This window comes from Knoellia altitudinis, from assembly GCF_042666355.1.
Lineage (GTDB): Bacteria > Actinomycetota > Actinomycetes > Actinomycetales > Dermatophilaceae > Knoellia > Knoellia altitudinis.
Genome location: NZ_JBHTDK010000001.1, coordinates 1,355,294 through 1,381,826 on the forward strand (window position 1 = coordinate 1,355,294; position 26,533 = coordinate 1,381,826).

The following is a 26,533-nucleotide window of genomic DNA, read 5'->3' on the forward strand; positions in this document are numbered from 1 at the left end:
CGATTGGCGCAGGGCTGACTGTCGGTGGTGGTCCGTAGCGTTCCTTGGCATGAGCACGGCACCGGAGCTGACCTACGCGGACTGCGTGGACCGTCTGCGTGCCGCCCAGGAAGCCGCGGCCGCGTTGCCGGCCGTGCTGTGGGAGGCCACCGGGGCCGAGCTCGGTCAGGGTTTGGAGGTCCTGGGTGAGCTCTCCGCGGTGGCCGAGGGTGCCGAGGCCGCGATCACCATCGACGCGGTGGAGCGGGGTGAGCCCGCAGCCACCAACCCACCCGTCAACGCCCGCGAATGGGTGGCCCAGCACCACCGCAGGTATGCCGTGACCGGCGCCGGCCACGTCGCCACTGTTGCGCAGGCGTGCCGCGACCCCCGCCACAGCATCCTGCGCCAAGCCGTCACCGCTGGTCGGGTGAGCATCGCGACCGCAGCAGTGATCCTCACCGAGATGCGGCTCCTGAGACCCCACCTGCACCCCGACGCCGTCGACACCGTCTGGCACGCCTACGTCACCCTCGGGGAGCGCCACGACGCCCGCACCGTCCGCCGGCTGCGCGACGAGCTCCTGGCCCGCCACGGCCTCGATGGCGAGTTCGACGACTCCGAAACCCGGGCGAAGAAGGGCGAGTCGCTGACCTTGGGCAAGGAGATCGCCCCGGGACTGTTCGAGTACGTCCTGCGGATCACCCGCGAAGGACGTGCCGCCCTCGAAGCCGCGATCGGGCCGCTGACCGCACCCACCCCCACTCCTGCCGACGAGCACGGACCGCCCGAACCCGACCTGCGCCCCCACGACCTGCGCCGCGCCCACGCCCTCCTGGCCGTCATCGGCCATGCCCAGAAAGCCGGGAACAACACCTGGTCCTCCACCAAGGTGCAGGTTTTCGTGCAGATCACCCTCGACGACCTCCAACGACGCGCCGGAGCCGGGTCCCTGCTCGGTGGGCTGACCACCGGCGAGCTCGTCACCCCCGACACCGTCCGCCGGTGGGCCTGCGACGCCACGATCATCCCCACCGTCCTCAACGCTTCCGGCGAGGTCGTCGACCACGGCCGCGCCGCACGGCTGTTCACCCCCGCCCAGATCAAACAGCTCTGGCTACGCGACCGGCACTGCACCTACCCCGGCTGCGACGCCCCCGCAGCGTGGACCGACGCCCACCACTTCATCCACTGGGCCGACGGCGGCCCCACCGACCTCGACAACGCCGCCCTCCTCTGCGGGCGCCACCACACCACCGTCCACACCCAGCGCTACCACGGCTGGATCCAACCCGGCACGAACGGGGCCAGACACGTCGTGTGGGACCGCACCCGCAGCGCCTACGACCACGCCCTCGAACGACTCCACTCCGGCCACGGACGAGGCAGCCCGTCACGCCTCACCGACCAGCCACCGCACGAACGTCCCCGTGCGCACCGCCGAGCCTCCGGCGACCCCCACCTCAGGCACCCATGATGACCCCGCCCCACACCCCGACGCCCACCCGGCGACGGGGCCAGTGGGCTGTCACGCGACGACCTCACATCGGCAAGGCCTTGGGCCACCCGGTCCGCCTGGCCCAGCGCTGAACCTCAGACGTACTGCGACAGGGTGCGGTGCACGCGTTTGCGACGAAGGAGCAACTGAGCGTGCACCGCACCATCTGGTGATCCGGCGACGTGCTGGTCAGCCGAGGTTGTTGGACTTCAGGAACTCAGCTGCCACGTCCTTGGCGTCCTTCTTGTCGGTGACGGTCTGCTTGAGCAGCCCCGAGATGACCTCGGTCGTGAGGGCCTTCGAGACGGCGTTGAGGGCCGGAGCGAGCTGCTCGGACTTGTCCTTCGACACGAGGGGAACGATGTTCTGCGAACCGAAGAGCTTCTTGGTGTCCTCGAGCGACACGAAGCCGTTCTCGGCGATCGACGGGTCGGTCGTGAAGATGTTGGCAGCGTCGACCTGGCCGTTCTTGAGCGCCTGGACGAGGCCCTGACCGGTGAGCGGCCGGAACGACGCGAAGGTCACGCCGTAGGTGCTCTTGAGGCCCGGGATTCCCTGCGGCCGCTTCTGGAACTCGGGCGGGGCGCCGAGCGACATGTCTCCTGCAGCCGCCTTGAGGTCGTCCAGGGTCTTGAGCGACTTCGAGTCCGCGGTCTCCTTGGTGACGACGATCGAGTCGTTGTCCTCGGCAGCCGACTTCTCGAGCATCGCGAAGCCCGCCGGGAGCAGTCCTTCAACCGCCGCGTAGACCTTGTCGGGGTCGGTCTCCTTGAAGTTCTTGTCGTAGAAGAAGCCGAGGGCGCCGGTGTACTCGGGGATCGCCTGGATCGAGCCGTCCTCCAGTGCCTTCAGGTAGATCTCGCGTGAGCCGATCCGCGGCTTGGTCGAGGCGTCGACACCCTTGGCCTTGAGCGCGCCGGCGTAGATCTCGGCGAGGAGCTCGGACTCGGGGAAGTCGGCGGAACCGATGACGACTGCCCCGCCCCCGGCCGAGCCACTGGGCGCCGGGGTGTCGGAGGCGAGCGGGTCGCCGCCGCCGCCACAGGCAGACAGGCCGAGGATCGCAGCAGTGGTGAGAGCGAGTACGGAGGTCATGCGCTTCATGATGAAGTCCTTCGATAGCGATCGGTCGTGCGTTCGGGCTGAGCAGTGACGAACGGAGCGGTGGGACTGGAGAAAACGCGTGGCTGCTCGAACAGGCGGCATCGCCGGAGGTCAGGCCGCATCAGGATCAACTCCACCACGGGCCGCCGACATTCCGGGCTGGGCCGACGACTTGCCATCAGCAACAGCGACGGCGGGGCTGGTGCGACCACGCAGCGCCCGACCCTTGGCCCCACCCGTGAGCCCGGGCGAGACGACCCGACGCTGCACGAGCGCAAGGATCCCGTCGACGATCAGCGCGAGCACCGACACGACGAGAGCGCCACCCGCGGTGGAGACGTAGTCGCCCGTCTTGAGCCCATCGATGAGATAGCGGCCCAGCCCGCCCAAGCCCACGTATGCCGCCACGGTCGCCGTGGCGATGACCTGGAGGAACGCTGAACGCAGGCCCGAGAGGATCAACGGCATGGCGTTGGGGATCTCGACCTGCCGCACCACTTCCATGCCCCGCATCCCCATCCCGCGGGCAGCGTCACGGGTCGCGGGATCGACAGCCTCGACACCGGCATACACGCCGGACAGGATCGGCGGGATGACCAGGACGACGAGGACGACCACGCTCGGGATGAGGAAGGCGAGGTCGGACTGGAACTTCGGGCTCAGCCACAGGGCCACCGCGAAGAGCAGCCCGAGCGTCGGGACGGCGCGCAGCGAGTTGGCCAACGTCACGAGCCACTTGGCCCGGCCGGTGTGACCGACCCACAACCCCAACGGGACCGCGATGACGGCGGCGATGACGACTGCGAGCAGGCTGTACCAGAGGTGCTCGATGATTCGGGCTCCCAGCCCCGTGTCGCCCGACCACGTCGCCGACGAGGTGAGCCATTCGAAGATGCTCGCGATCATGCCCGACCTCCTTGGGCACGCACCCATGGCGTGAGCAGCCGCTGACCCATGAGGATCAGGCCGTCGAAGAGGAGGGCGAGCACGACGCAAGCGACGATGCCCGCAGCAATCTCGGCGGTGATGAAGCGGTCGTAGCCGTCGGTGAGCAGGTTGCCGAGCTGGGGGACGCCGATGAGGGAGGCGACCGAGACGATGCTGACGTTGCTCACCGCTGCGACCCGCAACCCGGCCGCGATGACCGGCACGGCGAGTGGGAGCTCGACACCGAAGAACCGCCGGAAGCCGCGATAGCCCATGGCCCGGGCCGCCTGGAGCACCGGGTCCGGCACCGACCCGAGGCCGTCGGCGACCGTGCGCACGAGCAGGGCGACGGTGTAGACCGTCATGGCGATGACGATGTTGATCGGATCAAGGATCTTGGTGCCGGGAATGATGATCGGCATGAGGACGAACAGCGCCAGGCTGGGGATCGTGTAGAGCAGCCCCGACGCCGAGATGAGCACCGGATACAGCCGAGACCAGCGCCGCGCCGCCCAGCCCAGGGGCAGGGCGATGAGCAGCCCGAGGACCAGCGGCACTCCGGCGAGCCACACGTGGCTGCGTGCCAGCGTGAAGATCTCGCTCCAGTGGTCGTTGACCCAGGTCATGGAGAGGTCTCCCGGCCCGGCGCGACGAACTGGTCCGCCAGGTCGACGTCCGGCCGGTCGGCCGACTCGATGAGCGAAAGCACCTCGTGGGCGCGCACCGTGCCCACGAGGGAGCCGGCGTCGTCGACGATCACACCGCGGCGTGACGGCGACGAGAGGGCCGCATCGAGCGCGCCACGCAGCGAGCCCGACGCACGAGCCACGGTCCCGCCGCGGTGCAGCGCCTCGGAGGTCACCTCACCCGAGACCCGCTGCGGCTCGACCCAGCCCAGTGGTCGACGCTCTTCGTCGACGACGAGCACCCAGTCGCCGGTCACGCCGGCCGTGGACTCCCCGACGAGCAACGTGCGCTCGGCAGCCAGCGGCAGCTTCGGCGCGGGCTGGAACTGCAGCGACCGGTAGCCACGGTCGCGCCCGACGAAGTCCGCGACGAAGTCGTCGACCGGGTGCGCCAGCAGGAACGCCGGGTCCGAGACCTGGGCCAGCTTGCCGCCGACGCGCAACACCGCCACCTGGTCGCCGAGCTTGATGGCCTCGTCGATGTCGTGGGTGACGAAGACGATGGTCTTGCCGAGCTCGGACTGCAGGTCGAGGAAGACGTCCTGCAGCTGGTCGCGCACGACGGGGTCGACGGCGCTGAACGGCTCGTCCATGAGCATGACGGGCGGATCGGCCGCGAGCGCCCGGGCGACGCCGACGCGTTGTTGCTGCCCACCGGAGAGCTGTGACGGGTAGCGGTCCGCCAGCTCTGGCGCCAACCCGACGCGCGACAGCAGGTCGCGCGATCGCTCCAGCGTCTCCTTCTTGTCCCAGCCGAGCAGGCGCGGGACGGTGCCGACGTTGTCGAGGACGGTCCGATGGGGGAAGAGTCCGGCGTGCTGGATGACGTAGCCGATGCCGCGGCGCATCTGCGCCTCGTTCATCCGCGAGGTGTCCTGGCCGTCGAGGCTGATCGTCCCGCGAGTGGGTTCGATCATCCGGTTGATCATGCGCAGGGACGTCGTCTTGCCACACCCCGACGGCCCCACGAGGACCGTGATCTTGCCCGTCGGCGCGGTGAGGCTGAGGTCGTCCACCGCCACGGTGCCGTCGGGGTACTGCTTGGTCACACCGTCGAACCGGATCATGCTGAGCCCCTCGCCAAGCGGATGTCAGGGTCAAACGTAACCGGCGCGGACGGCATACGTGCTGATCAGGCTTCTGACGATTGCCGATGGAGAAATCCGACGCCGATGTACCCCAGGTGGACAGAAAGTGAACAAACCGGCCTAGCATGACGCCGACTGCCCACAACGACGAGGACACGACGTGACGCCCACTGCCCACTGCCCACCAGGTGGCGATCGATGACCACACCCGTCACCAGCACCGTCGGTGCGCAGGGGCGCCGTGAGCGATGGATCGCGGTGGGCTATCTCCTGCCCGCGCTCGTCGTCTTCGGGGTCTTCATCTTCTGGCCGCTGGTCAAGTCGATCGTGCTGTCGGTGCAGGGCACCGACATCCTCGGCAACCCCAGCGGCTTCGTCGGCTTCGTCAACTACACCCGTCTCTTCAGCGACCCGGACTTCCTCCAGGTGCTGTGGGTGACGTTCGCGTTCACCATCCTCACGGTCGTCCCGAGCATCGCCATCGCCCTGCTCATCGCCCTGCTGCTGCAGTCGCGGATCCGCGGCGTGAAGTTCTTCCGCACCGCCTTCGCGCTGCCCTTCGCGTTCTCCGTGGCGACGGCCTCGGTGATCTTCGGGGTGCTCTTCAACCCGGCCTCGGGTGTCCTCAACGGCATCCTCAGCACGTTCGGAATCGACAAGGTGCAGTGGCTGACCAACCCCGACCTCGCCCTGTGGTCGGTGTCGGGTGCGACCGTGTGGATGCAGATCGGCTACAACCTGCTCGTCCTGTCGGCGGGGCTGGGGGCCCTGCCCGAGGACGTCATGGAGGCCGCCCGCCTCGACGGTGCTTCAGGGCTCCGGCTGCAGCGCAGCATCGTCATGCCGCTGCTCACCCCGCAGCTGTTCTTCCTCGTCGTCGTGGGCACGATCCACTCGCTGCAGAGCTTCGGACAGATCAAGATCCTCACCGTCGGTGGCCCGGAGAACCGGACCACGACGCTCGTCTACTCGATCTACGAGCAGGCGTTCGCCAACAACAACAGCAACTACGGCTACGCCTCCGCCCAGGCCATGGTGCTGCTCGTCATCGTCCTCATCATCACGGCCCTGCAGTTCGGCGTGCTCGAGAGGCGGGTGTTCTACCGATGAGCATCGAGACCCCGGTGAAGACACGAAGGACCACACCGTCCAAGCCCACGCGCAGCTCCCGCAAGCCGAGCAACATCGGCACCTACCTCATCCTTGGCCTGATGTTCCTCGTCGTGCTCTTCCCGGTCTACTACGGGCTCGTGGGCTCGTTCATGGGCGAACGCGACACCAACAGCTTCCCGCCCGCGCTGTGGCCCAGGAACGGCGTCCACCCGGAGAACTACTCCAACGCGCTCGACATCATCCCGCTCGGCAACCAGTACCTCACGAGCCTTCTCCAGACCCTGGGCATCACGCTCGGCCAGATGGTCACGAGCGCGCTGGCGGCATACGCGTTCGTCTTCCTCAACCTGCGCTGGCGTGGGTTCTGGTTCGCGGTCTTCCTGTCGACGATGATGATCCCGTTCGAGTCGATCATCATCCCGAACTACCTGCTCATCTCGCAGTGGGGGCTCAAGGACACCATCGCCGGCCTGACCCTGCCGTTCCTCGCGACCGGCTTCGGGACGTTCCTGCTGCGCCAGTCCTTCTTGTCGTTCCCCATGGAGCTGCGGGACGCGGCCCGGGTCGACGGCGCCGGGCACTTCCGGTTCCTCTTCTCGATCCTGTTGCCGCTCAGCCGCCCCAGCCTCGCGGCGCTGGGCATCTGGTCGGCGCTGTCCGCCTGGAACATGTACTTCTGGCCGCTGCTGGCCACCGAGGACCCCAGGCACCAGACGATCCAGATCGGGATCAGCCAGCTCCAGAGCTCTGACTCCGACTCCCCCGGCATGGTGCTCGCCGGCGTCATGCTCGCCCTCTTCCCGACCCTGCTGCTCGTCATCTTCGGGCAGCGCTTCATCGTCCGCGGTCTCACCACGGGTGCCGTCAAGTGATGCGCAAAGGAGTGCACGAAATGAGAACAACCCCAGGTGGCTCGCGCCACAGGATCCGGTATGCCGTCCCCGCGGCTCTGGTGTCCGCGTCCCTGTTCCTCGCCGCCTGCGGCGGCGGTTCGGGCAATGACGGCGGCAACGGAGGTGACGGGGGCAGCGGAGGAGCCCCGGCGGCCGACGTCCTCGACAAGGCCAGCGGCGTGACCACGGTCGCGTTCTGGCACGCCATGGACGGCACCAACGCCGAGGCGCTCGACAAGCTCGTGGCCGACTTCAACACGGCCAACAAGGGCAAGATCGAGGTCAAGTCGACCTACGCCGGCAAGTACGACGACGCGATCACGAAGTACAAGGCGGCCATCCAGAGCAAGTCGACGCCGGACGTCATCCAGATCTACGACATCGGCAGCCGCTTCATGATCGACGCGAAGCAGACGATCCCGATGCAGGCGTTCATCGACCGCGACAAGCTCGACGTCTCGGACCTCCAGCCCAACATCACCGGCTACTACAGCATCGACGACAAGCTGAACTCGATGCCGTTCAACACCTCGATGCCGGTCCTCTACTACAACAAGTCGCTCTTCAAGAAGGCCGGCCTCGACCCCGAGAACCCGCCGCAGGACCTCGCCGCGATCCGGACCGCCGCCGAGAAGCTGTCCAAGAAGGCTGGCGGTCCGGCCGACTACGGCTTCGGCGCCGCGATCTACGGCTGGCTCCTCGAGCAGTTCATCGCCACCGACGGCAAGGAGTACTGCGACCAGGGCAACGGCCGCGACGGCAAGGCCACCAAGGTGCTGTTCGACCAGCCGGAGGCCGTCGAGGTCGTCAAGTGGTGGCAGAGCATGGTCAAGGACGGTCTGGCCGCCAACACCGGGCGTGACACCAAGGCTGCGCAGGCGGCCTTCAAGTCAGGACAGCTCGCGATCACGCTGGAGTCCACCGGGCAGCTCGGCGGCTACAGCAAGGCCGCCAAGGAGGGCGGCTGGGAGCTCGGCGCCGCCAACTACCCGCACATCAAGGCGGGCACCGAGGGTGGTCCGATCATCGGCGGCGCCTCGCTGTGGATCAACGGAGAGGCACACGAGGACGTCAACAAGGAGGCTGCCTGGCGCTTCGTGAAGTTCCTCGCCGACCCCAAGAGCCAGGCCCAGTGGCACATCGGCACGGGCTACTTCCCGATCAGCAAGGGCGCGCTCGACGAGCCGGCCGACGTCGCCTACCGCAAGGCCAACCCGCTCTTCGACGTCGCCGTCAAGCAGCTCGACAGCACGAAGCTGAGCAAGGCCACCCAGGGCTGCCTCCTCGGCGTCATGCCGCAGGCCCGCAAGGCCTCGGAGGACGGCCTCGAGGCTGCCCTCAACGGCACCGACCCGCAGGAGGCCATGACCAAGGCGGCAGAGTCCCTCACCGCCCAGATCAGCCAGTACAACAGCTCGGTCGAGTAGGCCGCGCAGAGCGAGGCGAACAGTGACGCCTCCTCGAGATCGAAGGCGATCTCGAGGAGGCGTCCTGCATGGGTTCGCCGAGTCTGACGCCGAGGGTGACAATGGGCCCTGTGACCGAACTCCTCGCCCGGGACTCGACCCGCGGCCGCCTCACCCTCACGGCTGTGACCCTCGGTTCGGGGATCGCGATCCTCGACGGCTCGGTGGTCAACGTCGCGCTGCGCACCATCGGCACCGAGCTCGACGCCTCGCTGGAGCAGCTGCAGTGGGTCATCAACGGCTACATGCTGGCGCTCGCCTCGCTCGTCCTCGTCGGCGGAGCCCTGGGTGACCGGTTCGGGCGCCGGCGCATCTATCTCTGGGGCATGGGGTGGTTCCTCGTCGCGAGCGCCCTGTGTGCCGTCGCGCAGACACCCGGCCAGCTCATCGCGACACGGGTGCTGCAGGGCATCGGCGCCGCCCTCCTCACCCCGGGTGGGCTGGCGATCATCCAGTCGGTCTTCCGCCGCGAGGACCGGGCGGCAGCCATCGGCGTCTGGGCCGGGCTGTCCGGGATCGCTGCCGCCATCGGCCCCTTCGTCGGTGGCTGGCTCGTCGACAACGGTGGTTGGCGCTGGATCTTCGGGATCAACGTGCCGCTCTGCGTCGCCGTCATGGCGATCACTCTCTGGGCGACACCGGAGTCCCGTGACGAGACACCTCGGACGGCGGACGAGGGATCCGGGCACGGCTTCGACGTCCTGGGTGGCGCACTCACCGTCGTCTCGCTCGGCGCCCTGACCTATGCCCTCACGTCCTCGGCGACCATGAGCCGGGGGTTGCTCGTGGCCGTCGGCGTCCTGGCCGTCGTGGCCGCGGCCGGGTTCATCGTCGTCGAGTCCCGCTCCCGCACACCGCTCGTCCACCTGTCGCTCTTCGGTGACCGGGTGTTCTCAGCGGCCAACGCGATGACCTTCGTCGTCTACGGCGCGCTCGGCGTCGTCTTCTTCATCCTCGTGCTGCAGCTTCAGGTCTCTGCCGGCTGGTCGGCACTCTCGGCCGGTCTCACGGGGTTGCCCGCGACGGTCGCGCTGATGCTGCTCTCGTCCCGGGCGTCGCAGCTCTCGGAGCGCATCGGGCCCCGGATCCCCATGGCACTCGGGCCGATCGTCTGCGCCGTCGGGGTGCTCCTCCTGCTCCCGGCCGGTCGTGGCGCGACGTGGTGGACGGTCCTCCCCGGGCTCGTCGTGTTCGCCCTCGGGCTCGCGCTCCTCGTCTCGCCCCTCACCTCGACCGTGCTTGCGGCTGCACCGGACCGGTATGCCGGTGTCGCCAGTGGCGTGAACAACGCCGTCGCCCGCGCCGGTTCCCTCATCGCGGTCGCCGCCCTGCCCGCGCTGGTCGGGCTCTCGGGCGATGACTACCTCGACCCGACCGCGATGACCTCGGGCTTTCGCGCCTCCATGGTCATCTGTGCGGTGCTCCTCACCGCGGGCGGCGTGGTCAGCTGGTTCGGCCTCGCCAACACGCGCCACCCGGCCTCGGTCCCGGCCCCCGAGTCCGCAGGTCCGGAACCCACCCAGCTGGACGCGTAGGGACGGTCGCGTTCCCTGCCCAACCCGAGGCCCAAGCCCCGACCCACCTCCACCGCGGAGGACACGGCCAAGGACAGGACGACACGCGAGACCTTCGCCCCCATCCCCAAGCCGGCCTGACCCCCTGCCTTGTGTGCCTGAGCACGCGCCAGGGCGTGCTCTCATACACACGACCGCAGCTTCGGGTCAGGTCAGCAGGGAGGCGGCGACGAACTCGGCGACCTCGCGGTGCCACGTCAGCGGATGCCGCAGCATCGAGTGGCCATCGCCCTCGACCGGTCGCCAGGTGACGTCGGCTCCCTGGCCGCGCAGCACCTCGCCGAGTGCCTCGGTGCGACGCGGGTCCGTGGTCCCGTCGTTCACGCCGTGCATCAGCAGCACCTTCAGCCCGGGGCGGCCCGGCCGAGGGTCCCCGTCCTCGACCCACGGAGCCAACGCAACAACCGTCGTGACACCCGGCTCACCCGCGAGGTGGGTGACGACCCGACCACCCATCGAGTGGCCGATGAGCGCGATGGGCAGTCCGGCATACCGATCATGGATCCGGTCCAGCGCCCATCGGGCGTCGGCGAGCGGTGTCTCCTCGATGCCGTTCCAGCCGAAGTAGCGGTTCTTGAGCCGCACGACCGCGAGCTGGCCACCAGCACGGCGCTCGATGGCGCGCGCGAACGGGCGCATGCGCACGACCGGGCCCTCCCACCACGGCATCGGTCCGTAGCCGCGCTCGCCACCTCCGTGCAGCACGAGGGCAACACCCTCGGCCTCCGGCGGCATCGTCCCGCGCAGGTCGTGCGCCACCAACCGACCCAGCGGGTCCTTCACGAAACCTCGCCGGCAGCGATCTCGGCCAGCAGCCACGCGGCATACGCGGCACTGGCATCGAGGATCGGGACTGCGATGATCTCGGGGGTCTCGTAGGGGTGGACCTCGCCGATGCGCTCGCAGATGCGGTCGAAGCGGCCACGGTGCGACTTGGCGAGGACGAGGTGCTCCTCAGCGGTGACGAGCTCACCGTCCCAGCGGAACGTCGACGTGATCCCGGGCAGCACCTGGGCGCAGGCGGCAAGACGCTCGGTGACGAGCAACCGCGCGATGCGGGCCGCGTCCTCGGGAGGGGCGGTGATGCGCACCTCGAGGATGCCGTGGTCCGTGGCGCGGTCGGCCGTCATCCGGACTCCCGCATCAGACCTGGGTGCGGTGGAAGTTCGCGAACGAGCGGCTGGCCGTCGGACCGCGCTGCCCCTGGTAGTGCGAGCCGTACTTCGCTGAGCCATAGGGGTTCTCGACCGGGCTGGAGAGTCGGAAGAAGCACAGCTGACCCACCTTCATGCCCGGCCACAGCTTGATCGGCAGGGTCGCGACGTTGCTCAGCTCGAGGGTCACGTGCCCGGAGAAGCCGGGGTCGACGAAGCCCGCCGTCGCGTGGGTGAGCAGGCCGAGCCGGCCCAGGCTCGACTTGCCCTCCACCCGTGCGGCGATGTCGTCCGGCAACGTCACCGTCTCGTAGATCGACCCGAGCACGAACTCACCGGGGTGCAGCACGAACGCCTCGTCCGGCTCCACCTCGACGAGACGGGTGAGATCGGGCTGGTCCTCACGCGGGTCGATGTAGGGGTACTTGTGGTTGTCGAACAACCGGAAGTAGCGGTCGAGCCGGACGTCGATGCTGCTCGGCTGGATCATGTCGGGATCCCAAGGATCGAGGACGACCCTCTGGGAGTCGACCTCGGCCTTGATGTCTCTGTCGCTGAGCAGCACCCGCCAAATCTAGCCGTGATCGCCGAACTCGTGGGCGTCGGCCGGGATGAGCCTGGTCGTCACGGCCACGAGGCCCAGGAGGGCTGCGGCCACGACGATGACGACGAGGTATGCCGGCCGGAACAGTTCCACGGGCGGGCGCGACTCCTGCGCGCCGGCCACCTGGAAGAACAGGGTGCCGATCGCGGCTGCACCGACGGCGTTGGCCAGCTGCGTGGTCGTGTTGAACAGCCCCGAGGCCGATCCGGCGTGACGGCCGTGGACCTTGCCGAGGGCGAGCGGTGCGATGGACGAGACCATGAACCCGAAGCCGAGACCCACGACGGCGAAGGCTGCGACGAACGCCCAGTAGCTGGTCGTGGGGGTGGCCTCAGCGACGACGATGGCGAGCAGACCCAGGCCGGCGGCCATGATGACGGCGCCCATGAGAAGCACCTGCCGGCCCATCCGTGCCAGAAGGACCGCTGCACCGGTGCCGGCACCGATCGTCGCGGTGATGGCGAACGGGATGTTGACGAGGCCCGCCTTGAGGACCGACCAGCCGAGTCCGATCTGCAGGTAGAGCGTGGTCGAGAGGAAGTAGCCGGCGCACACGACGAAGAGCAACGAGCCGACGAGAGTGGCCCCGCGGAAGCCGCGCCCGGCATACAGGGAGGTCGTGACGAGCGGTTCCCCACCGGTCGACTCGACGCGACGCTGGGAGCGGAGGAAGACGGCGAGCACGAGGAGACCGCCGGCCATCACGGCATACGTCCACAGGGGCCAGCCGAGCTCGTGACCCATGGTGAGCGGGTAGAGGACGCCGAGGAGTCCGACGGCGAGCACGATGACGGATCGCACGTTGATGCGGACGGGGTGCTCGGAGCGTGACTCGGGGATGAAGCGCAGGGCGGCGACGAGCGCGACGACGCCGACCGGGATGTTGACGAGGAAGACCGCGCGCCAGCCGCTGAGGTCGGTGAGCACGGCGCCGAGGATGGGCCCTGCGACGCTGGCGAGACCGGCGAGGCCCGAGAAGATGCCCATGGCCTTGCCTCGCTCGGAGGGTGCGTACATCACCTGGATGCTCGTGAGGACCTGCGGCACCATGGCGGCCGCGGCGATCCCCTGGATGGCCCGGAAGGCGACGAGGAGCTCGATGTTGCCGGCGAACCCACAGGCCGCGGACGCGAAGGTGAAGCCGACGAGTCCGGCGATGAAGAGGCGCTTGCGTCCGAACCGGTCCCCTAGGCGGGCCCCCGTGATGAGGGCGATGCCGAAGGCGAGCGGGTAGGCCGCGACGACCCATTGCAGCATCGCCGCGCTGGCGCCGAGGGAGCGTTCGATCGTCGGGAGGGCGACGTTGACGATGGTGACGTCGATGAGCTCCATCGTCGAGGCGAGGAGCAGGCTGACGAGCGCGAGGGTGCGCGCCCGTCCGGTGATCGGGGCGCGGAAGGGGACCTGGCTGTCCGTGGCTGTTGTCGTGGTCATGAGAACGACGCTAGAAGTGCTTCCGGTCAGTTTCTGTCCGCTATCGATGTCAGTCTTGGTCCATGGCCAACACGAGCTCTCGCACCCTTCGGCTGCTCTCCCTGCTCCAGACCCACCGGTTCTGGCCCGGGGTCGAGCTGGCCTCGCGCCTCGACGTCTCGGACCGCACGCTGCGTCGCGACGTCGAGCGGTTGCGCGAGCTCGGCTACCCGGTGACGTCGTCGCGCGGTGTCGAGGGCGGCTACCAGCTGGGGTCGGGTGGGTCGATGCCTCCGCTCGTCGTCGACGAGGACGAGGCGATCGCCATGGTCGTCGCCCTCGGGCAGACGGCGTCGGCCCAGTCGGGTGCGTTGGCCGACTCGACACTGTCGGCCCTGTCCAAGGTCGTCCAGGTGCTACCGGCGCGACTGCGCCGACGGGCGGAAGCGTTGCGGGCGGTGACCGTGGACTCGCCGTTCGCCGAAGCGCCTGAGGTCGAGGCGTCGGTGCTGGGCGCCATCGCCCAGGCCATCCGTGATGCCGAGCGAATCCGGTTCTCCTACACCGCTCGTGGCGGCGCCTCGGCGGGCGAGCGGGCGCGGCGCCATGTCGAGCCGCACCAGCTCGTCACCGTGGGGCGCCGTTGGTATCTGCTGGCGTTCGACCTCGAGCGCGCGGACTGGCGGTCGTTCCGGCTCGACCGGCTCACGGAGCCCCTGGGGACGAAGTCCCTGTTCCGCAGGCGAGAGATCCCGGGAGGGGACGCCGCGGCATACGTGCGTGCCGGTCTGTCCGGGCGCGCACAGGGGCACCGGCTCGTCACCGTGGTCGAGGCTCCGGCTGCTGACGTCGAGAGCCGGATCGGGCGGTGGACCCGGGTCGAGGACCTCGGCGACGGGCGGTGCCGCGTCACGGGCGAGGCTCCGGACATCGGGTTCCTGCTGCTCGGGATGGGGCTCGTAGGAGCGCCGTTCACGGTCGAGGAGGCGGGACCCGAGGTGCGGGAGGCGATGGCGTCCTGGGCGGCGCGCTTCACCGCTGCAGCTGGGGGTGGGGGCGCGAACTCGGCTGTGACGGTGGGTTAAACTCGCGTCCGCGCCCTCAGTGCTGGGGGCGCTCGCCGGTGTAGCTCAATGGTAGAGCGCCAGCTTCCCAAGCTGGACACGCGGGTTCGATTCCCGTCACCGGCTCCATCACATCCCCAAGATCATCGTCTGCGGTGGGAGGGCGAGCCGCGGGACCCGTCAGTGCTGAGGCTGCTAGAGCGTCGCAAGGACGTAGGACAGGACGAAACCGGCGGCAGTGCTCAAGGCGACGGCTGGCCCCCCATCCTCGTAGGCCTCGGGCATGAGCGTGTCCGCGAGAGAGGCGAGCACCGCCCCTGCGGCAAAGGCCAAAGGCCAGGACAGCGTCTCCGGTCCGGCACTCGACAACGGTCCGGCCCCCACGACCACGGCCACCGTGAGCAGGGCGGCGCACGCCAGCCAGACCCCGACGATGAAGGCCTGCGAACGGCCCTGCGCCCGCATGGACGCGCTGCCCACGAGTGCCTCAGGAAAGTTCGAGACGAAGATGGCGGCCAGGAGCGCGAGACCCCCCGTCCCCTCACCCAATGAGACGCCGAGGGCGACGTTCTCCGGCACACCGTCGAGCGTGACCGCAGCCAGCAACGCCAGTCCCGCGGTCCCGGTCACCGACGCGTGTGACGGGGACTCCTCCTGCGACGCCGCGTCCTTGTCGAGCTTCTCGCTCCCACGCTCCTCCGGGCGATCTCCCTCGGCGATCCGGTCCAGCCGCTGGCTGATCAACGTGAACACCAGGGCACCGGCCATCAACCCCACACCCGCGCGCCAGAGGCCGCCCTGCTCGTGGGAGTCCTCGAACAGCTCGAACGCCAACGCGGTGATCAATGCTCCCGAGGCGAAGGCGAGCATCGCGGCCAACACTCGTTTGGGAATCTGGACCCAACCACCCACGAGAGCACCCAGGACCAGCGCGCTCGAGCCGATCGCCCCGAACAGCAGTCCTTCACCCACGGCGCCCATGGAACTCCCTTACCCGAGGACTCGCTCCCCAAGCAGCGCAGGAAGTCCCACGACCGTCTGCGCTCGGCACGTTGATGCACACTCTCCGCGGCATGAGCGGATGTCCGAGGAACGTGACCCGGTGGCGTGACGCTGGTGCCAGGGACCCTCCTCGCCTCGCGCTCTGGGTCTGGTTCGGTCTGGCAGTCCGGCCAGCCAGTCCCTAGGGTCAACCCCATGACGCGGGTGTGCAAGGTCGGTGTCCAGCTGCCGGAGGTGGAACGGTTCCTCCCGTGGCCCGAGTACCTGGATCTGGCGCGACGGGTCGAGGCGTCCGGCTACGACTCGGTGTGGGTGGGTGACCACCTGCTCTACGACTTGCCCAATGGGGTGACGCGGGGGCCGTACGAGGCCTGGACGACGCTCGCGGCCATCGCGGCGGTGACCGAGCGAGTGGAGCTCGGGCCGCTCGTCGCCTCGACCAGCTTTCACTCCCCGGCGATGCTGGCCAAGCAGGCCGCGACCGTGGACGCGATCTCCCAGGGGCGGCTCATCGTCGGGCTCGGCGCAGGCTGGAACCGACGGGAGTACGACGCGTTCGGCTTCCCCTATGACCGGCGCGTCTCACGCTTCGCGGAGGCGCTGGCGATCATCGTCCCGCTGCTGCGGACAGGGCGCACCACCTTCCATGGCGAGTTCTACGACGTCGAGGACTGCGTGCTCGACCCGCGTCCCGTGAGGGAGGGCGGCCCGCCGATCATGCTCGGCTCCACCGGCCCTCGGATGCTGGGCATCGGGTTGGCGGTCGTGGACTCCTGGAACGTCTGGTGGAGCCAGTACGACAACTCGGTGGAGCGCTTCGCGGAGGAGAAGTCGAAGGTCGATGCTGTGATGCCGAACGGGCGGCACGTCGAGGCAACCGCTGCCGTTCTGGTCACCCTCCCCGGCGCGAAGGGCCGGCTGATGGGTGACGCCTACGACGCGAAGGTCAGGACGGTCACGCCCGACCACCTCTGCGACCACGTGCAAGGGCTGTCACAGGCCGGCGCGACACACGTCCAGCTGGTCCTCGACCCGATCACAGCCGAGTCGATCGATGTGGTGGCGGAGTCGCTGGCTGATCTCCAGGGCTGAAGGTCCATGCGAGGTGTCGCCTGCCTCTTCAGCTGCTCACGTCCGGCGGCTGGACAGGCTCTCCGCCACACCGATCAGCAGCACTGCGGCGATCACGGCCGCGATGAAGCCCAGGACGTTGAGCTCGAAGATGTCGCCCGTGCCCAGGAGGTTCGCGAGCAACCCACCGATGACCGAACCTGCGAGGCCGAGCAGGAGCGTCATCACGAGGCCGAGGCGCTGCTTGCCCGGCTTGATCAACCGGGCCAGGACGCCGATGACCAAGCCTGCGACGATGAAACCGATCATGGTGTTCTCCTTCTCACGAGGCGCGCTCAGAACACCCACAGATTAACGGCACCGCCCCGCGCCGGCCCACATCCGGCAGCGACACCGGACCGAAGCCAACTGGGCCAGGGCGGACCTACTCCTTCGGCGGTAGGGCACGCACGAACGCCACGCCGCGGCCCACCCACTGAGCCAGAGCGTCGTCATCCACTGTGGCCGGCGACTCGACCAGCAGCCACCCACGCAGACTGCGGCCACCCATCTCCATGTGGTCGACCGACTCACCATCGACGAGCGCCTCGGCCCCATCGGGATCCACCCGAACCATGAGCGATCCCCTGCTGCCCGCAGCCACTGCCATGTGCCCGTCGAGCATGAACCCCAGCCCGCCGAACATCACACGCTCGGTGAGCCCGCGCTCGTCCGACAGGACGCCGCGGATCCGGTGCGCGAGCTCCTCGTCATAGGCCACGAGAGCCAGCCTAGGCCGGGCGCTCGAGACCACGCCCGCGATCCTGCACAGAACCTTCACCAGTCCCTGACACGGTCATGCCGCACCCCGCCCTACCGTCAGACGCATGAGCCGCCTCCTCAGCACCTCCCGCGCCCTCCCCCTCGCCGTCGCGTTCGGGACCGTCCTGTTCCTCCTCCTCGGCATCGGTGCCCTCGGGATCATCGGTGACGGCGATGCCGACCGGATCTATCTCGCTGTCATCGCGGTCTTCGCGATCGGCATCGTCGTCGCGAGGTTGCGACCGCAGCCGATGGCCGTGGCCATGCTCGCCACCGCGGCCACCATGGTGGTCTGCACCGTCGTGGCGTTCGCGATGGGCGAGCACCGCAACCCGGGTGCCTCCGCGTCCGACATGGTCATGCTCACCACGATGTATGCCGGCCTGTTCGCCGTTGCGGCCTGGCTCTTCGCGCGCTCCGCGCGCCGTCCCGCCCGCACCCACCGCGCTGGTGGCTCCCAGCCCACGGTTGGATGAGTCAGGTCAGCGAGGCGTCAGAGCTCAACGCCGGCGGAAGCGGCTGGCCGCGAAGGGCTCGAGGACCGGCGCCGAGACACCGCGAAGGATGAGCTCGGTGAGGGCGGCGGCCGTGCCCGGCGCCAGCGTCACGCCGAGCATCCCGTGCCCGGTGGCGACGTAGGCGTTCACGAGCCGACCGAGGCGTCCGATGATCGGCAGGCCGTCCGGCGTCATGGGCCGCATCCCGGCCTGAGGGGCGCTCGAGCCGGAGCCCACCACCGACCAGTCGCGGAAGTACGCCGCCGGCCCCTTGCGGATCGCGTCGACCCGCACCTCGTCCACGACCTCGTTGAGCCCGCCGAACTCCATCGTGCCGGCCAGCCGCAGTCGCCCGTCGAGCGGCGTCACGGCCACCTTTGCCTCGGACAGGCTGACGGCGCTGCGCAGCGGCATCGGCGCCACGTCCACGGAGTAGCCCTTGCCCGACCGCACCGGAAGTGGCTCACGGAACAGCCGCGAGAGCACCCCGGTCCAGGCGCCGGCAGCCAGCACGACGTTGTCCGCCGAGAACCGTCGCCCACGCGAGACGACGGCCGTCACCCGGTCACCGCGCAGCACCACGTCGTCGATGGGCGCGCCCTCGACGACCTCCACACCCAGTGCGTCGAGGCGGAGCCGGAGCGCCGCGACCAGCGCACCCGGGTCGAGATACCGCTCGTGCGGGAAGTGGATGCCACCGCGAACCCGGTCCGCCAGCAGCGGCTCCTGCTCACGCACGGCGTCGCCGAGGAGGACCCGTGACTCGATGCCGTACCCGGCCACCAGCTCGAGGTCGTCGGCGTAGTGCTCGAGGTGCGCTTCGTCGAGGAACGCGAGCAGCAGCCCGCCCTTGTGCATCTCGAAGTCCATGCCGTCGGCGCGGTACTCGTCGAGCATCGCCATGCTGCCATCAGCCAACCGCAGGTGTGCCTCGAACCCCCGCCGGTGGTCCCGCGCGTTCGAGTGCCGCCACATGCCCAGCATGAAGCGCACGAACTCAGGGTGCAGGGAGGGCCGGATCGACAGCGGGCCGTCCCGCCGGAGCATCCATCTCATCGACGCGAGGACCATGCCCGGGGCCGGCACGGGTCCGCTCACCGCCGGGACCACCCACCCGGCGTTGACGTCCGACGCACCCAGGCCCGGGCTCCGGGCATCCACGACCGACACCGACTCCCCCTCGCGAGCGAGGTGGTACGCAGTGGTCAGGCCGATGATCCCGCCACCGATGACGATCGTGCTCACGCCTCACCCTTTCAAAGCCGGCGTATGCCGTGCCGCACCGTCTCCACACCGGCGGCCAGCGGGAGCCGGGACGGTGATCAGGCCTGCGAGGCCGTGTCGAGCCGCGCCGGGGGGTAGGGGGTGAACATCCCGCCCGAGAGCCCGGCCACCACGGGGCTGACGGCGCTCAGTGCCCCCTCGACCAGGTGGGCCGGTGCCGTCCCTGCCGGCAGGCGCAGGGCCTCCGCAAAGGCCGCGGCGTCCGCCGGGCGCTGCTCGGGCAGCTTGGCCAGACCAGCCAGGACGGTCGTGCGCAGGGGCTCGGGCACGGTTGCCGGCAGCTCCGGGGCGGGCTGACCCACGTGCGCGAGCGCAGTGGTGACCATGGACTCGCCGGCGAACGGACGGGTGCCGGTGATCATCTCGAACCCGACGACCGCCAGCGCATAGATGTCGCAGGCAGGTGTGGCAGGACGGCCCTGCACCTGCTCTGGGGCGAGGTAGTGGGCCGTGCCCAGCATCTCGCCGGTCTGGGTCAGGGCAGAGCCCGACATCGCCTTGGAGATGCCGAAGTCCGTCAGCCGCGCGTAGCCGTCGTCGTCGACCACGATGTTCGCCGGTTTGACGTCACGATGGACGACACCGGCCTCATGAGCAGCATGAAGGGCCAACGCGGTCTGGTGGAGGATCTCCGTGACGTCCTCGGCGGGCAGGGGACCCCGCTCGGCGATGACCGACGACAGCGGCCTGCCCTCGATCAGCTCCATGACGAGGAACGCCGACTGCTCTCCCTCGCCGAAGTCGTGCACGGTGACGATGTTGGGGTGCTGGAGGGCGGCGGAGTTCACTGCTTCGACGCGGAACCTCTCGACGAAGGCCTCGTCGCTGCTGGTGCCGGGACGCAGGACCTTGACGGCGACGGGCCGTTTCAACCTCTCGTCCAGGGCGCGCCAGATCTGACCCATCCCGCCCTCGGCGATGAGCTCCTCGAGGCGGTATCGCTCGGTCAGGAGCAGCCCGGACACGTAGTTCATGAGCGGGGAGCCGGGGCGACCATGGCGCGAGGTGCGCCGGGCGTCGGGTGGCAGGGGCAGACAGTGGTCACGAGGGTCCTGAGCGGTTGCGACCCCTCCAGAGCGGAGGGATGACTGGAGACCATTGTCGCAGGTCGCAGGTCTGCAGCGGGCGTCAGAGCACGACGCATGAGCAGCCCCCTGCTGCGCCTCTCAGCTGCCGGGGACCATCCAGCGCAGGATCTGCACCAGCCCGACGATGGCGCACACCACGACGAGCGCGGCGATCACCCAGGCGATGACCTGGGCCGCGTCGATGCCGCCACCCGAGGCGGTGTCCCCCGACGCCGAGCTGCCGGCCGGGTCACTCGACTCACCGGCGGCCTGCCGCGCCTCGAGCGCCTTGTCCCGGAGTGCCTCGACCTTCTTGGAGCGTGGCTCCTGCCGGACCGAGCGCGGCAACGAGCGCCACATCGCGCCGAAGTCGTCACCGTGCGCCTCGCGCCACGCAGCGACGGCCGCCTCGACCTCGGGCCCCCTGACGCCGGCGCCGAACCACGCCGCCCCGGCGGCGGGCAGGTCACCCATGCCGTGGTGGACCTCGCCGAGCAGCCGCAGGGCCTCCAGGTCACGCCCCTCGCGGACGTGGGCGGCCAGCAGGTCACGGGCCACCCAGAGCTGCTGCCGCTCGATCGCCCGGGTCGCCTCCGCGACGACGGAGCCCGAACCCTCGCTGGGGGTGTCGGCGTCGGTCGGGGTGTCGGTCTCGGGACGGTCGGCAGGCATGGGACTCAGCGAACCACACCGCCGTGCCGGTCTCCACGACCGGCACACACGGCATACCCCTGCATTGCCCGTATGCCGTCAGCCCGCGACCCGTGACGCAGCCCACTAAGCGTGCGCTTAGTCACAAAGCCGACCACGGCCTTGCCCGGCCCTACTCGCGGGTAGCACCATGGACGCATGGGCCACTACAAGAGCAACCTGCGCGACATCGAGTTCAACCTCTTCGAGGTGCTCGGTCGCGACGCCGTCCTGGGTCACGGCCCCTACGAGGACCTCGACACCGACACCGCGCGCGAGATGCTCAAGGAGCTGACCCGCCTGGCCGAGAACGAGATCGCCGAGTCGTTCCAGGACTCCGACCGCAACCCGCCGGTCTATGACCCGGAGTCGCAGGCCGTGACGATGCCGGAGTCGTTCAAGAAGTCCTACAAGGCCTATCGCGACAGCGGCTTCTGGGGCATCGACCTGCCCGCCGAGCTCGACGGCACCGTCGCCCCGCCGAGCCTGCGCTGGGCCATGAACGAGCTCGTCCTCGGCGCGAACCCGGCCCTGCTCATGTTCAACGCGTCCTACGGATTCGCCAAGCTCCTCCACATCCTCGGCAACGACGAGCAGAAGAAGCTCGCCCGCTGGATCGTCGAGAAGGACTGGCACTGCACGATGGTGCTCACCGAGCCCGACGCGGGATCCGACGTCGGCGCCGGCCGCACCAGGGCCACGCAGAACGAGGACGGCACCTGGGACGTCACCGGTGTGAAGCGCTTCATCACCAGTGCCGAGTCCGACATGGTCGACAACGTCGTCCACTTCGTCCTTGCCCGTCCCGAGGGCGCGGGCCCCGGCACCAAGGGCCTGTCGCTCTTCATCCTCACCAAGTACGCCGTCGACCTCGAGACCGGCGAGCTCGGCGAGCGCAACGGCGTCTACGTCACCAACGTGGAGAAGAAGATGGGCCTCAAGGTCTCCACGACCTGCGAGCTCACCTTCGGCGGCGAGAAGCCCGCCACCGGAACGCTTCTGGGCGACGTGCACGACGGCATCGCCCAGATGTTCCGCGTCATCGAGAACGCCCGCATGCTCGTCGGCACCAAGGCGATCGCGACCCTGTCGACCGGCTACCTCAATGCGCTCGAGTACGCCAAGGAGCGCGTCCAGGGTGCCGACCTCACGCAGCAGACCGACAAGTCCGCCCCGCGCGTGACGATCACGCACCACCCGGACGTGCGCCGCAGCCTCATGCTGCAGAAGGCCTACGCCGAGGGCCTGCGCGCACTCGTCCTCTACACGGCCGCCCAGCAGGACATCGTCGACACCGAGCAGCTCCGCACCGGCGCCGAGGAGCTCGAGCACGGCTCACCCGCCGAGCAGGCCAACCGCGTCAACGACCTGCTCCTGCCCATCGTCAAGGGCCTCGGGTCCGAGCGCGCCTGGGTGCTGCTGGGCACCGAGTCGCTCCAGACGTTCGGCGGCTCCGGCTTCCTCCAGGACTACCCGGTCGAGCAGTACGTCCGCGACGCCAAGATCGACACCCTCTACGAGGGCACGACCGCGATCCAGGGCCTCGACTTCTTCTTCCGCAAGATCATCAAGGACAAGGCCCAGGCCCTGACCACGCTGTCGATGCAGATCCAGGAGTTCGCCAAGGACCTTGGCGGCCACGGCGGCAGGCTCGACCGCGAGCGCGAGCTCCTCGGCGAGGGCCTCGAGAACGTCCAGGGCATCCTCGGCTACATGGTCGGCGAGCTGATGAAGTCGGACCCGCGCCAGCAGGGTGACATCACCAACCTCTACAAGGTCGGGCAGAACACCACCCGCCTCCTCCTCGGTGCCGGCGACCTCGTCGTCGGCTGGCTGCTCCTGCGCCAGGCCGACGTCGCGCTCAAGGCCCTCGAGGGTGAGGTCAGCGAGAAGGACCGCGACTTCTACACCGGCAAGGTCGCGGCCGCGCAGTTCTTCGCCCGCCAGGTCCTCCCGCGCCTCGCCGCCGAGCGCACCATGGCCGAGGCCACCGACAACGAGCTCATGGACGTGCCGGAGTCGGCCTTCTGATCCGAGTCACCCTCGAACCGTCCGGTATGCCGTCCGCGCACCTTGCGCGGACGGCATACCGCGTTCTGCCGGGACCGACGGCACGAACCGTCCGACGACGACCCATCCCACGTAGTGCGTGAGGAGGAAGAGGTCGTGCCACCACGTGTCGCCAACGACGTTCGCGAGCAGGCCCAGGACGACGACCCCGGCGAGCGAGACCCCGAGGGCCTTCCAGCCGCGCCTTATGGCGACGACGCCCGACGTGATGCCACCCACCGTGAGGAGCAGGAAGCCGAGCGCGAAGAGCAGGAACGCCGAGCCTTCGTCGGCGCCGACGAGGACGAGCGTCCCGTAGGCGAGGGCGAAAGCGACCTCGGACAGGGTGCCTGCGACGAGGAGCCGCCGGCCGACACGTCCGGCGCGACCGGGGAGGGCGGGCGCGAGCGCTCGGCACACCGTCGCCAGAAGCAACCAACCAAGGACCTGGGAGACGGCAAAGAGGACGTTCCCGGCGCGGGACTCGCCGAGCTGCGGCGCCACGAGCTGGATGGCCACCGGCCCGGCAAGGAGCAGGGCCGCGACGGTTGAACGGATGAGGGAACTCATGGCTGTCTCCTCGACAGGTCGTGGACGGCGGCGGTCCGACGTCCGGTCCCTCGACGCTAGGCAGCGGAGGCGCCTGCGTCGTCCGGCTCGGGACAGACCTTGGGCATCTCTCTCAGGACAGATGTCACGGGCACGCAGGAGCCCTAGTCTCGAGAGATGACGCGGCTCGTGCGCATCGCCTTCGTGGCGCTGGTGCTCGCGCTGGTGGCCCTCGGTGTCGCCACCGCCTGGCGGGCCGGCGCAGATGGTCGCTGGATGCGAGTCATGCTCGCGGTCGCCATGACCCTTCCCCTCCTGCTCCTCCCCCGCCGTCCCGTCGCGGTGGTGCTCGTCGTCGTGGGCGCGGCATCGACGGACCTCGCCCTCGGCGGTGGCGGCGGCGGGGCGTGGTTCGCCGTGCTGGTCGCGGCCTACGGCCTGGGGCGCTACGCCAGCGGCCCGGCGCTGCTGCTCGGTGTCGTCGGGATCTACGCAGCCGCTCTGGCCGCCGATCTGCCCCGACTGCGTTCTGGTGCACCGCTGGACGAGGTGGTGCCCGCCTGGGTGATCCTCGCGCTGCTCGTCGGTCTCGGCCACTGGGTCCGCACCCGGCAGGAGGAGACGCAGGAGCTCGTCGACCGCGCCGCAGCCGGCGAGCGGGACCGCATCGCGCGCGAGCTGCATGACCTCGTCGCGCACAGCCTCGCCGTGACCGTCGTCCAGGCCCAGGCGGGCCAGAGGGTGCTGAGCCGGGACCCCGAAGCTGCGCGGACGGCGCTCGCCTCGGTCGAGCGGCTCAGCCGAGAAGGTCTCGCGGAGCTGCGCCGGTTGCTCGGCCTGCTCGAGAACGACGACTCCGCCTCGGTCGACCCACCGCCCTCCCTCGCCAGGCTCAGCGAGCTCGTCGCCGACGTCCGCGCGGCGGGACTGTCCGTCGACCTCACGGTGCGGGGGTCGCACGCACACATCCCGGCGGGTGTGGACCTCGCGGCATACCGGATCGCCCAAGAGGGCCTCACCAACGCCCTCAAGCACGCCGGTCCGGGAGCGAAGGTCGTCCTCACGGTCCTGTACGAGGATGACGCGGTCGAGGTGACGGTGGTCGACGACGGTCGGGGCGGCGATGGCCGGGGAGGCAACGACGGAGGCACCGGACGGGGACTGGTCGGCATGCGTCAGCGCGTCGCGCTGTACGGCGGCAGCCTCAAGGCCGGGTCCCGGGATGACGGCGGCTTCGAGGTCAGGGCACGCATGCCGTTGGTGCGGGCGTGATCCGGGTCGCGCTCGTCGACGACGAGGAGCTGGTGCGCTCGGGCCTGCGGATGATCCTGGGGACCGAGCCCGACCTTGACGTGGTGGGTGAGGCGGCCGATGGAACCTCTGCCCTGACGATGCTGGCCGACACCACTCCGGACGTCGTGCTGCTCGACATCCGCATGCCCGGCCTTGACGGGCTCGAGGTGGCGAGCCGCCTCGCGAGCGCAGGCTCACCCACGCGCATCGTCGTGCTCACCACCTTCGACCACGACGACCTCGTCCATGCAGCCCTTCGCGCCGGCGCGAGCGGCTACCTCCTCAAGGACGCACCAGCCGCCCGGCTCGTGGACGCGATCCGTGCGGCCGCAGCCGGGGACGCGGTGCTCGCGCCGTCGGTGACCCGGCGCATCGTCAACGAGCTCGCGCGGCGCCCTGACCCGCCGCACACCGGACAGCTCGCCACGCTGACCGAGCGCGAACGCGAGGTGTTGACCCTCATGGCCGAAGGCTGCTCCAACGCGGAGGTTGGGGCGCGGCTCTACATCGGGGAGGGCACGGTGAAGACCCACGTCGCGCGGATCCTCACCAAGCTCGGCGTGCGGGACCGGCTCCAGGCTGTGGTGCTGGCCTACCGCGCTGGCCACGGACCGAATGGCTCGCCGACAGCCAACGGCCGCACCCCTCCCTGACATGAAGTCCTCTCGTGCCCATCCGGCAGCCGGTGACGCTCTCACCCAGGCCGACGCTTCGCCGCACTGAACGCCGAAGCCATGGCGGGAGCCGGCACGGTCGACGCCCCGGCCTGGTCCACGATCACGACGCTGGGCTTCGACCTGGCCGTCAACATGGGCGAGACCTCGACGGGGGCACGATCTCCCTCGGTACCGTGCTCGGTCGAGCCTTCCGCAACTGACCCACCGGGCCCGAGTCCGTCCTCAGACCCTCCAGACGGGCGCGACCTCGCGGTGGTAGGCCCGACCGACGAAGCGACTCAGGACGAGTCGCACCGGCGCTGGCACGGTCGCGCGCAGGGACGCGAGCGCCACAGGGTCGCCGCCGTCCTCCAGCCACGCAAACAGCTCACCCGCCATCACGGGGCCACCCTTGCGGAGCTGCTTCTCGACCGTCTTCCACTCGGGAGTGTGCTCCCGCTCGATGATGATGGGCATGACGTCCTGCTCCTCGTGGACCAGGTGGGTGTTGGTGACCCGGGCAGTCTCGGCGACGGTGTCGGCGGCAGCGATGGCGCGGGCCCTGCTCGGATCAGCGACCAGGGCATCGAGGGCGTCCGCCACCGCGCCCAGACCATCAGCCATCGCCCGGTGCTCGCTCTCCATGGAGTCGAGCAGCGCGGGGTCGGCGACCCCCAACCCCCGCAGATAGGGCCACACGTAGGCGTCCTCGGACTCATGATGATGGTGGAGCTGCCGGTCGAGAGTGGCCCAGGCGCGACGCAGCTGCTGGGCTCGGGCACCGCTCCCGTCCGGGAAGCTCCGCAGGGCGGACTCGAAGCGGGTCAGGTCACGGCGCACCGCGGTGTGAATGATGACGTTCATGTTCATCTCGGCCACCCTTCGACGGTAGACCTCGACGTCGACATGTGGTCGGGGTTCGAGAAGTCGCGGCGCCAGGGGGACAGCGGCGGGGCGCCCACTCTCCCCTCCCAGGGTGGGCGCCCCGTGCTGTCGCTCGACTCTTCCCTG

Annotated in this window: 27 protein-coding genes and 1 tRNA gene; 12 read left to right on the top strand and 16 right to left on the bottom strand. The window is 69.5% G+C overall.

Translation table 11 applies throughout. From position 1 onward, the window contains the following. Positions 1-49 precede the first annotated feature (49 nt). Positions 50-1,456 (top strand): HNH endonuclease signature motif containing protein, encoded by a 1,407-nt coding sequence (locus ACFQW8_RS06385; protein ID WP_380086138.1) that lies wholly within the window; start codon positions 50-52, stop codon positions 1,454-1,456. A gap of 210 nt (positions 1,457-1,666) precedes the next feature. On the opposite strand, the gene ACFQW8_RS06390 is transcribed toward ACFQW8_RS06385, so the two are convergent. From ACFQW8_RS06390 to ACFQW8_RS06405, 4 genes are all read right to left on the bottom strand, one after another. Continuing rightward, positions 1,667-2,572: an ABC transporter substrate-binding protein gene (locus ACFQW8_RS06390; protein ID WP_380086139.1), complete on the bottom strand. Its 906-nt coding sequence runs from the start codon at positions 2,570-2,572 to the stop codon at positions 1,667-1,669. A 120-nt stretch (positions 2,573-2,692) separates the two neighbouring features. Next, positions 2,693-3,487, bottom strand: a complete 795-nt coding sequence (locus ACFQW8_RS06395) for an ABC transporter permease (RefSeq protein WP_380086140.1) — start codon at positions 3,485-3,487, stop codon at positions 2,693-2,695. Continuing rightward, the gene (locus ACFQW8_RS06400) at positions 3,484-4,134 is read right to left on the bottom strand and encodes an ABC transporter permease (RefSeq protein ID WP_380086141.1); all 651 of its coding nucleotides are present in this window, start codon (positions 4,132-4,134) and stop codon (positions 3,484-3,486) included. The genes ACFQW8_RS06395 and ACFQW8_RS06400 overlap by 4 nt, the downstream gene beginning before the upstream one ends. Continuing rightward, positions 4,131-5,261 (bottom strand): ABC transporter ATP-binding protein, encoded by a 1,131-nt coding sequence (locus ACFQW8_RS06405; protein ID WP_380086142.1) that lies wholly within the window; start codon positions 5,259-5,261, stop codon positions 4,131-4,133. The genes ACFQW8_RS06400 and ACFQW8_RS06405 overlap by 4 nt, the downstream gene beginning before the upstream one ends. Before the next feature lie 219 nt (positions 5,262-5,480). Between ACFQW8_RS06405 and ACFQW8_RS06410 the strand changes: the two genes are divergently transcribed. From ACFQW8_RS06410 to ACFQW8_RS06425, 4 genes are all read left to right on the top strand, one after another. Further along, complete coding sequence (locus ACFQW8_RS06410) at positions 5,481-6,392, top strand: carbohydrate ABC transporter permease (protein ID WP_380086143.1); 912 nt, start codon at positions 5,481-5,483, stop codon at positions 6,390-6,392. Further along, positions 6,389-7,267: a carbohydrate ABC transporter permease gene (locus tag ACFQW8_RS06415; protein WP_380086145.1), complete on the top strand. Its 879-nt coding sequence runs from the start codon at positions 6,389-6,391 to the stop codon at positions 7,265-7,267. The genes ACFQW8_RS06410 and ACFQW8_RS06415 overlap by 4 nt, the downstream gene beginning before the upstream one ends. 20 nt (positions 7,268-7,287) lie before the next feature. Continuing rightward, complete coding sequence (locus ACFQW8_RS06420; RefSeq protein WP_380086146.1) at positions 7,288-8,715, top strand: ABC transporter substrate-binding protein; 1,428 nt, start codon at positions 7,288-7,290, stop codon at positions 8,713-8,715. Positions 8,716-8,816: 101 nt separating this feature from the next. Beyond that, positions 8,817-10,289: an MFS transporter gene (locus ACFQW8_RS06425; RefSeq protein ID WP_380086147.1), complete on the top strand. Its 1,473-nt coding sequence runs from the start codon at positions 8,817-8,819 to the stop codon at positions 10,287-10,289. Positions 10,290-10,475: 186 nt separating this feature from the next. On the opposite strand, the gene ACFQW8_RS06430 is transcribed toward ACFQW8_RS06425, so the two are convergent. From ACFQW8_RS06430 to ACFQW8_RS06445, 4 genes are read right to left on the bottom strand one after another with little or no spacing between them, the layout of a single operon-like run. After that, the gene (locus ACFQW8_RS06430; protein WP_380086148.1) at positions 10,476-11,111 is read right to left on the bottom strand and encodes an alpha/beta hydrolase; all 636 of its coding nucleotides are present in this window, start codon (positions 11,109-11,111) and stop codon (positions 10,476-10,478) included. Further along, on the bottom strand, positions 11,108-11,458 hold the full coding sequence (gene cutA, locus ACFQW8_RS06435; RefSeq protein WP_380086149.1) for a divalent-cation tolerance protein CutA: 351 nt from the start codon (positions 11,456-11,458) through the stop codon (positions 11,108-11,110). The genes ACFQW8_RS06430 and cutA overlap by 4 nt, the downstream gene beginning before the upstream one ends. Positions 11,459-11,471: 13 nt before the next feature. Next, positions 11,472-12,047, bottom strand: coding sequence for a dCTP deaminase (gene dcd, locus ACFQW8_RS06440; RefSeq protein ID WP_380086150.1), 576 nt, complete (start codon positions 12,045-12,047; stop codon positions 11,472-11,474). A gap of 9 nt (positions 12,048-12,056) precedes the next feature. After that, the gene (locus ACFQW8_RS06445) at positions 12,057-13,520 is read right to left on the bottom strand and encodes an MFS transporter (protein ID WP_380086151.1); all 1,464 of its coding nucleotides are present in this window, start codon (positions 13,518-13,520) and stop codon (positions 12,057-12,059) included. 62 nt (positions 13,521-13,582) lie between these two features. Here ACFQW8_RS06445 and ACFQW8_RS06450 point away from each other — a divergent pair, with 62 nt between their 5' ends. Both ACFQW8_RS06450 and ACFQW8_RS06455 read left to right on the top strand, forming a co-directional pair. Next, entirely contained in the window at positions 13,583-14,584 is a 1,002-nt protein-coding gene (locus ACFQW8_RS06450) for a helix-turn-helix transcriptional regulator (protein WP_380086152.1), read from the top strand. Positions 14,585-14,618: 34 nt separating this feature from the next. After that, positions 14,619-14,692 (top strand) — tRNA-Gly (locus ACFQW8_RS06455). Between the two features lie 66 nt (positions 14,693-14,758). On the opposite strand, the gene ACFQW8_RS06460 is transcribed toward ACFQW8_RS06455, so the two are convergent. Further along, positions 14,759-15,535, bottom strand: a complete 777-nt coding sequence (locus ACFQW8_RS06460; RefSeq protein WP_380086153.1) for a ZIP family metal transporter — start codon at positions 15,533-15,535, stop codon at positions 14,759-14,761. 225 nt (positions 15,536-15,760) lie between these two features. Between ACFQW8_RS06460 and ACFQW8_RS06465 the strand changes: the two genes are divergently transcribed. After that, positions 15,761-16,657, top strand: coding sequence for an LLM class flavin-dependent oxidoreductase (locus ACFQW8_RS06465; protein ID WP_380086154.1), 897 nt, complete (start codon positions 15,761-15,763; stop codon positions 16,655-16,657). A gap of 36 nt (positions 16,658-16,693) precedes the next feature. On the opposite strand, the gene ACFQW8_RS06470 is transcribed toward ACFQW8_RS06465, so the two are convergent. Then, on the bottom strand, positions 16,694-16,945 hold the full coding sequence (locus tag ACFQW8_RS06470; protein WP_380086155.1) for a GlsB/YeaQ/YmgE family stress response membrane protein: 252 nt from the start codon (positions 16,943-16,945) through the stop codon (positions 16,694-16,696). 115 nt (positions 16,946-17,060) lie between these two features. After that, positions 17,061-17,396, bottom strand: a complete 336-nt coding sequence (locus ACFQW8_RS06475) for a TfoX/Sxy family protein (protein WP_380086156.1) — start codon at positions 17,394-17,396, stop codon at positions 17,061-17,063. A gap of 106 nt (positions 17,397-17,502) precedes the next feature. Here ACFQW8_RS06475 and ACFQW8_RS06480 point away from each other — a divergent pair, with 106 nt between their 5' ends. After that, positions 17,503-17,913 (top strand): hypothetical protein, encoded by a 411-nt coding sequence (locus tag ACFQW8_RS06480; protein WP_380086157.1) that lies wholly within the window; start codon positions 17,503-17,505, stop codon positions 17,911-17,913. A 24-nt stretch (positions 17,914-17,937) separates the two neighbouring features. Here the strand turns inward: ACFQW8_RS06480 and ACFQW8_RS06485 are convergent, their stop codons facing one another. The 3 genes from ACFQW8_RS06485 to ACFQW8_RS06495 all read right to left on the bottom strand — a co-directional run bounded on the left by ACFQW8_RS06485 (position 17,938) and on the right by ACFQW8_RS06495 (position 20,957). After that, entirely contained in the window at positions 17,938-19,179 is a 1,242-nt protein-coding gene (locus ACFQW8_RS06485; protein ID WP_380086158.1) for an NAD(P)/FAD-dependent oxidoreductase, read from the bottom strand. 77 nt (positions 19,180-19,256) lie between these two features. Further along, positions 19,257-20,192: a serine/threonine-protein kinase gene (locus tag ACFQW8_RS06490; protein ID WP_380086159.1), complete on the bottom strand. Its 936-nt coding sequence runs from the start codon at positions 20,190-20,192 to the stop codon at positions 19,257-19,259. Positions 20,193-20,384: 192 nt separating this feature from the next. After that, complete coding sequence (locus tag ACFQW8_RS06495) at positions 20,385-20,957, bottom strand: hypothetical protein (protein WP_380086160.1); 573 nt, start codon at positions 20,955-20,957, stop codon at positions 20,385-20,387. Positions 20,958-21,134: 177 nt separating this feature from the next. On the opposite strand from ACFQW8_RS06495, the gene ACFQW8_RS06500 reads away from it, so the two are divergent. Next, complete coding sequence (locus tag ACFQW8_RS06500; protein ID WP_380086161.1) at positions 21,135-23,006, top strand: acyl-CoA dehydrogenase; 1,872 nt, start codon at positions 21,135-21,137, stop codon at positions 23,004-23,006. Between the two features lie 6 nt (positions 23,007-23,012). Here the strand turns inward: ACFQW8_RS06500 and ACFQW8_RS06505 are convergent, their stop codons facing one another. Then, a complete protein-coding gene (locus ACFQW8_RS06505; RefSeq protein WP_380086162.1) occupies positions 23,013-23,594 on the bottom strand; it encodes a hypothetical protein in 582 nt (193 codons plus the stop codon). A 156-nt stretch (positions 23,595-23,750) separates the two neighbouring features. Between ACFQW8_RS06505 and ACFQW8_RS06510 the strand changes: the two genes are divergently transcribed. Then, positions 23,751-24,845: a sensor histidine kinase gene (locus tag ACFQW8_RS06510; protein WP_380086163.1), complete on the top strand. Its 1,095-nt coding sequence runs from the start codon at positions 23,751-23,753 to the stop codon at positions 24,843-24,845. Further along, the gene (locus ACFQW8_RS06515) at positions 24,842-25,519 is read left to right on the top strand and encodes a response regulator (protein ID WP_380086164.1); all 678 of its coding nucleotides are present in this window, start codon (positions 24,842-24,844) and stop codon (positions 25,517-25,519) included. Before ACFQW8_RS06510 ends, ACFQW8_RS06515 begins: the two co-directional genes overlap by 4 nt. A gap of 246 nt (positions 25,520-25,765) precedes the next feature. On the opposite strand, the gene ACFQW8_RS06520 is transcribed toward ACFQW8_RS06515, so the two are convergent. Then, a complete protein-coding gene (locus tag ACFQW8_RS06520) occupies positions 25,766-26,392 on the bottom strand; it encodes a hemerythrin domain-containing protein (protein WP_380088608.1) in 627 nt (208 codons plus the stop codon). Positions 26,393-26,533 lie beyond the last annotated feature (141 nt).

What these genes read in the sequence shown, in the direction of transcription:
- ACFQW8_RS06500 (WP_380086161.1), top strand. Translation starts at nt 21,135, where the DNA reads ATGGGCCACTACAAGAGCAACCTGCGCGACATCGAGTTCAACCTCTTC.
- ACFQW8_RS06520 (WP_380088608.1), bottom strand. Translation starts at nt 26,392, where the DNA reads ATGAACATGAACGTCATCATTCACACCGCGGTGCGCCGTGACCTGACC.
- ACFQW8_RS06420 (WP_380086146.1), top strand. Translation starts at nt 7,288, where the DNA reads ATGAGAACAACCCCAGGTGGCTCGCGCCACAGGATCCGGTATGCCGTC.
- ACFQW8_RS06505 (WP_380086162.1), bottom strand. Translation starts at nt 23,594, where the DNA reads ATGAGTTCCCTCATCCGTTCAACCGTCGCGGCCCTGCTCCTTGCCGGG.
- ACFQW8_RS06465 (WP_380086154.1), top strand. Translation starts at nt 15,761, where the DNA reads ATGACGCGGGTGTGCAAGGTCGGTGTCCAGCTGCCGGAGGTGGAACGG.
- ACFQW8_RS06385 (WP_380086138.1), top strand. Translation starts at nt 50, where the DNA reads ATGAGCACGGCACCGGAGCTGACCTACGCGGACTGCGTGGACCGTCTG.
- ACFQW8_RS06395 (WP_380086140.1), bottom strand. Translation starts at nt 3,487, where the DNA reads ATGATCGCGAGCATCTTCGAATGGCTCACCTCGTCGGCGACGTGGTCG.
- ACFQW8_RS06400 (WP_380086141.1), bottom strand. Translation starts at nt 4,134, where the DNA reads ATGACCTGGGTCAACGACCACTGGAGCGAGATCTTCACGCTGGCACGC.
- ACFQW8_RS06480 (WP_380086157.1), top strand. Translation starts at nt 17,503, where the DNA reads ATGAGCCGCCTCCTCAGCACCTCCCGCGCCCTCCCCCTCGCCGTCGCG.
- ACFQW8_RS06415 (WP_380086145.1), top strand. Translation starts at nt 6,389, where the DNA reads ATGAGCATCGAGACCCCGGTGAAGACACGAAGGACCACACCGTCCAAG.
- ACFQW8_RS06495 (WP_380086160.1), bottom strand. Translation starts at nt 20,957, where the DNA reads ATGCCTGCCGACCGTCCCGAGACCGACACCCCGACCGACGCCGACACC.
- ACFQW8_RS06425 (WP_380086147.1), top strand. Translation starts at nt 8,817, where the DNA reads ATGGGCCCTGTGACCGAACTCCTCGCCCGGGACTCGACCCGCGGCCGC.
- ACFQW8_RS06450 (WP_380086152.1), top strand. Translation starts at nt 13,583, where the DNA reads ATGGCCAACACGAGCTCTCGCACCCTTCGGCTGCTCTCCCTGCTCCAG.
- ACFQW8_RS06445 (WP_380086151.1), bottom strand. Translation starts at nt 13,520, where the DNA reads ATGACCACGACAACAGCCACGGACAGCCAGGTCCCCTTCCGCGCCCCG.
- ACFQW8_RS06470 (WP_380086155.1), bottom strand. Translation starts at nt 16,945, where the DNA reads ATGATCGGTTTCATCGTCGCAGGCTTGGTCATCGGCGTCCTGGCCCGG.
- ACFQW8_RS06410 (WP_380086143.1), top strand. Translation starts at nt 5,481, where the DNA reads ATGACCACACCCGTCACCAGCACCGTCGGTGCGCAGGGGCGCCGTGAG.
- ACFQW8_RS06390 (WP_380086139.1), bottom strand. Translation starts at nt 2,572, where the DNA reads ATGACCTCCGTACTCGCTCTCACCACTGCTGCGATCCTCGGCCTGTCT.
- ACFQW8_RS06510 (WP_380086163.1), top strand. Translation starts at nt 23,751, where the DNA reads ATGACGCGGCTCGTGCGCATCGCCTTCGTGGCGCTGGTGCTCGCGCTG.
- ACFQW8_RS06490 (WP_380086159.1), bottom strand. Translation starts at nt 20,192, where the DNA reads ATGAACTACGTGTCCGGGCTGCTCCTGACCGAGCGATACCGCCTCGAG.
- cutA (WP_380086149.1), bottom strand. Translation starts at nt 11,458, where the DNA reads ATGACGGCCGACCGCGCCACGGACCACGGCATCCTCGAGGTGCGCATC.
- ACFQW8_RS06405 (WP_380086142.1), bottom strand. Translation starts at nt 5,261, where the DNA reads ATGATCCGGTTCGACGGTGTGACCAAGCAGTACCCCGACGGCACCGTG.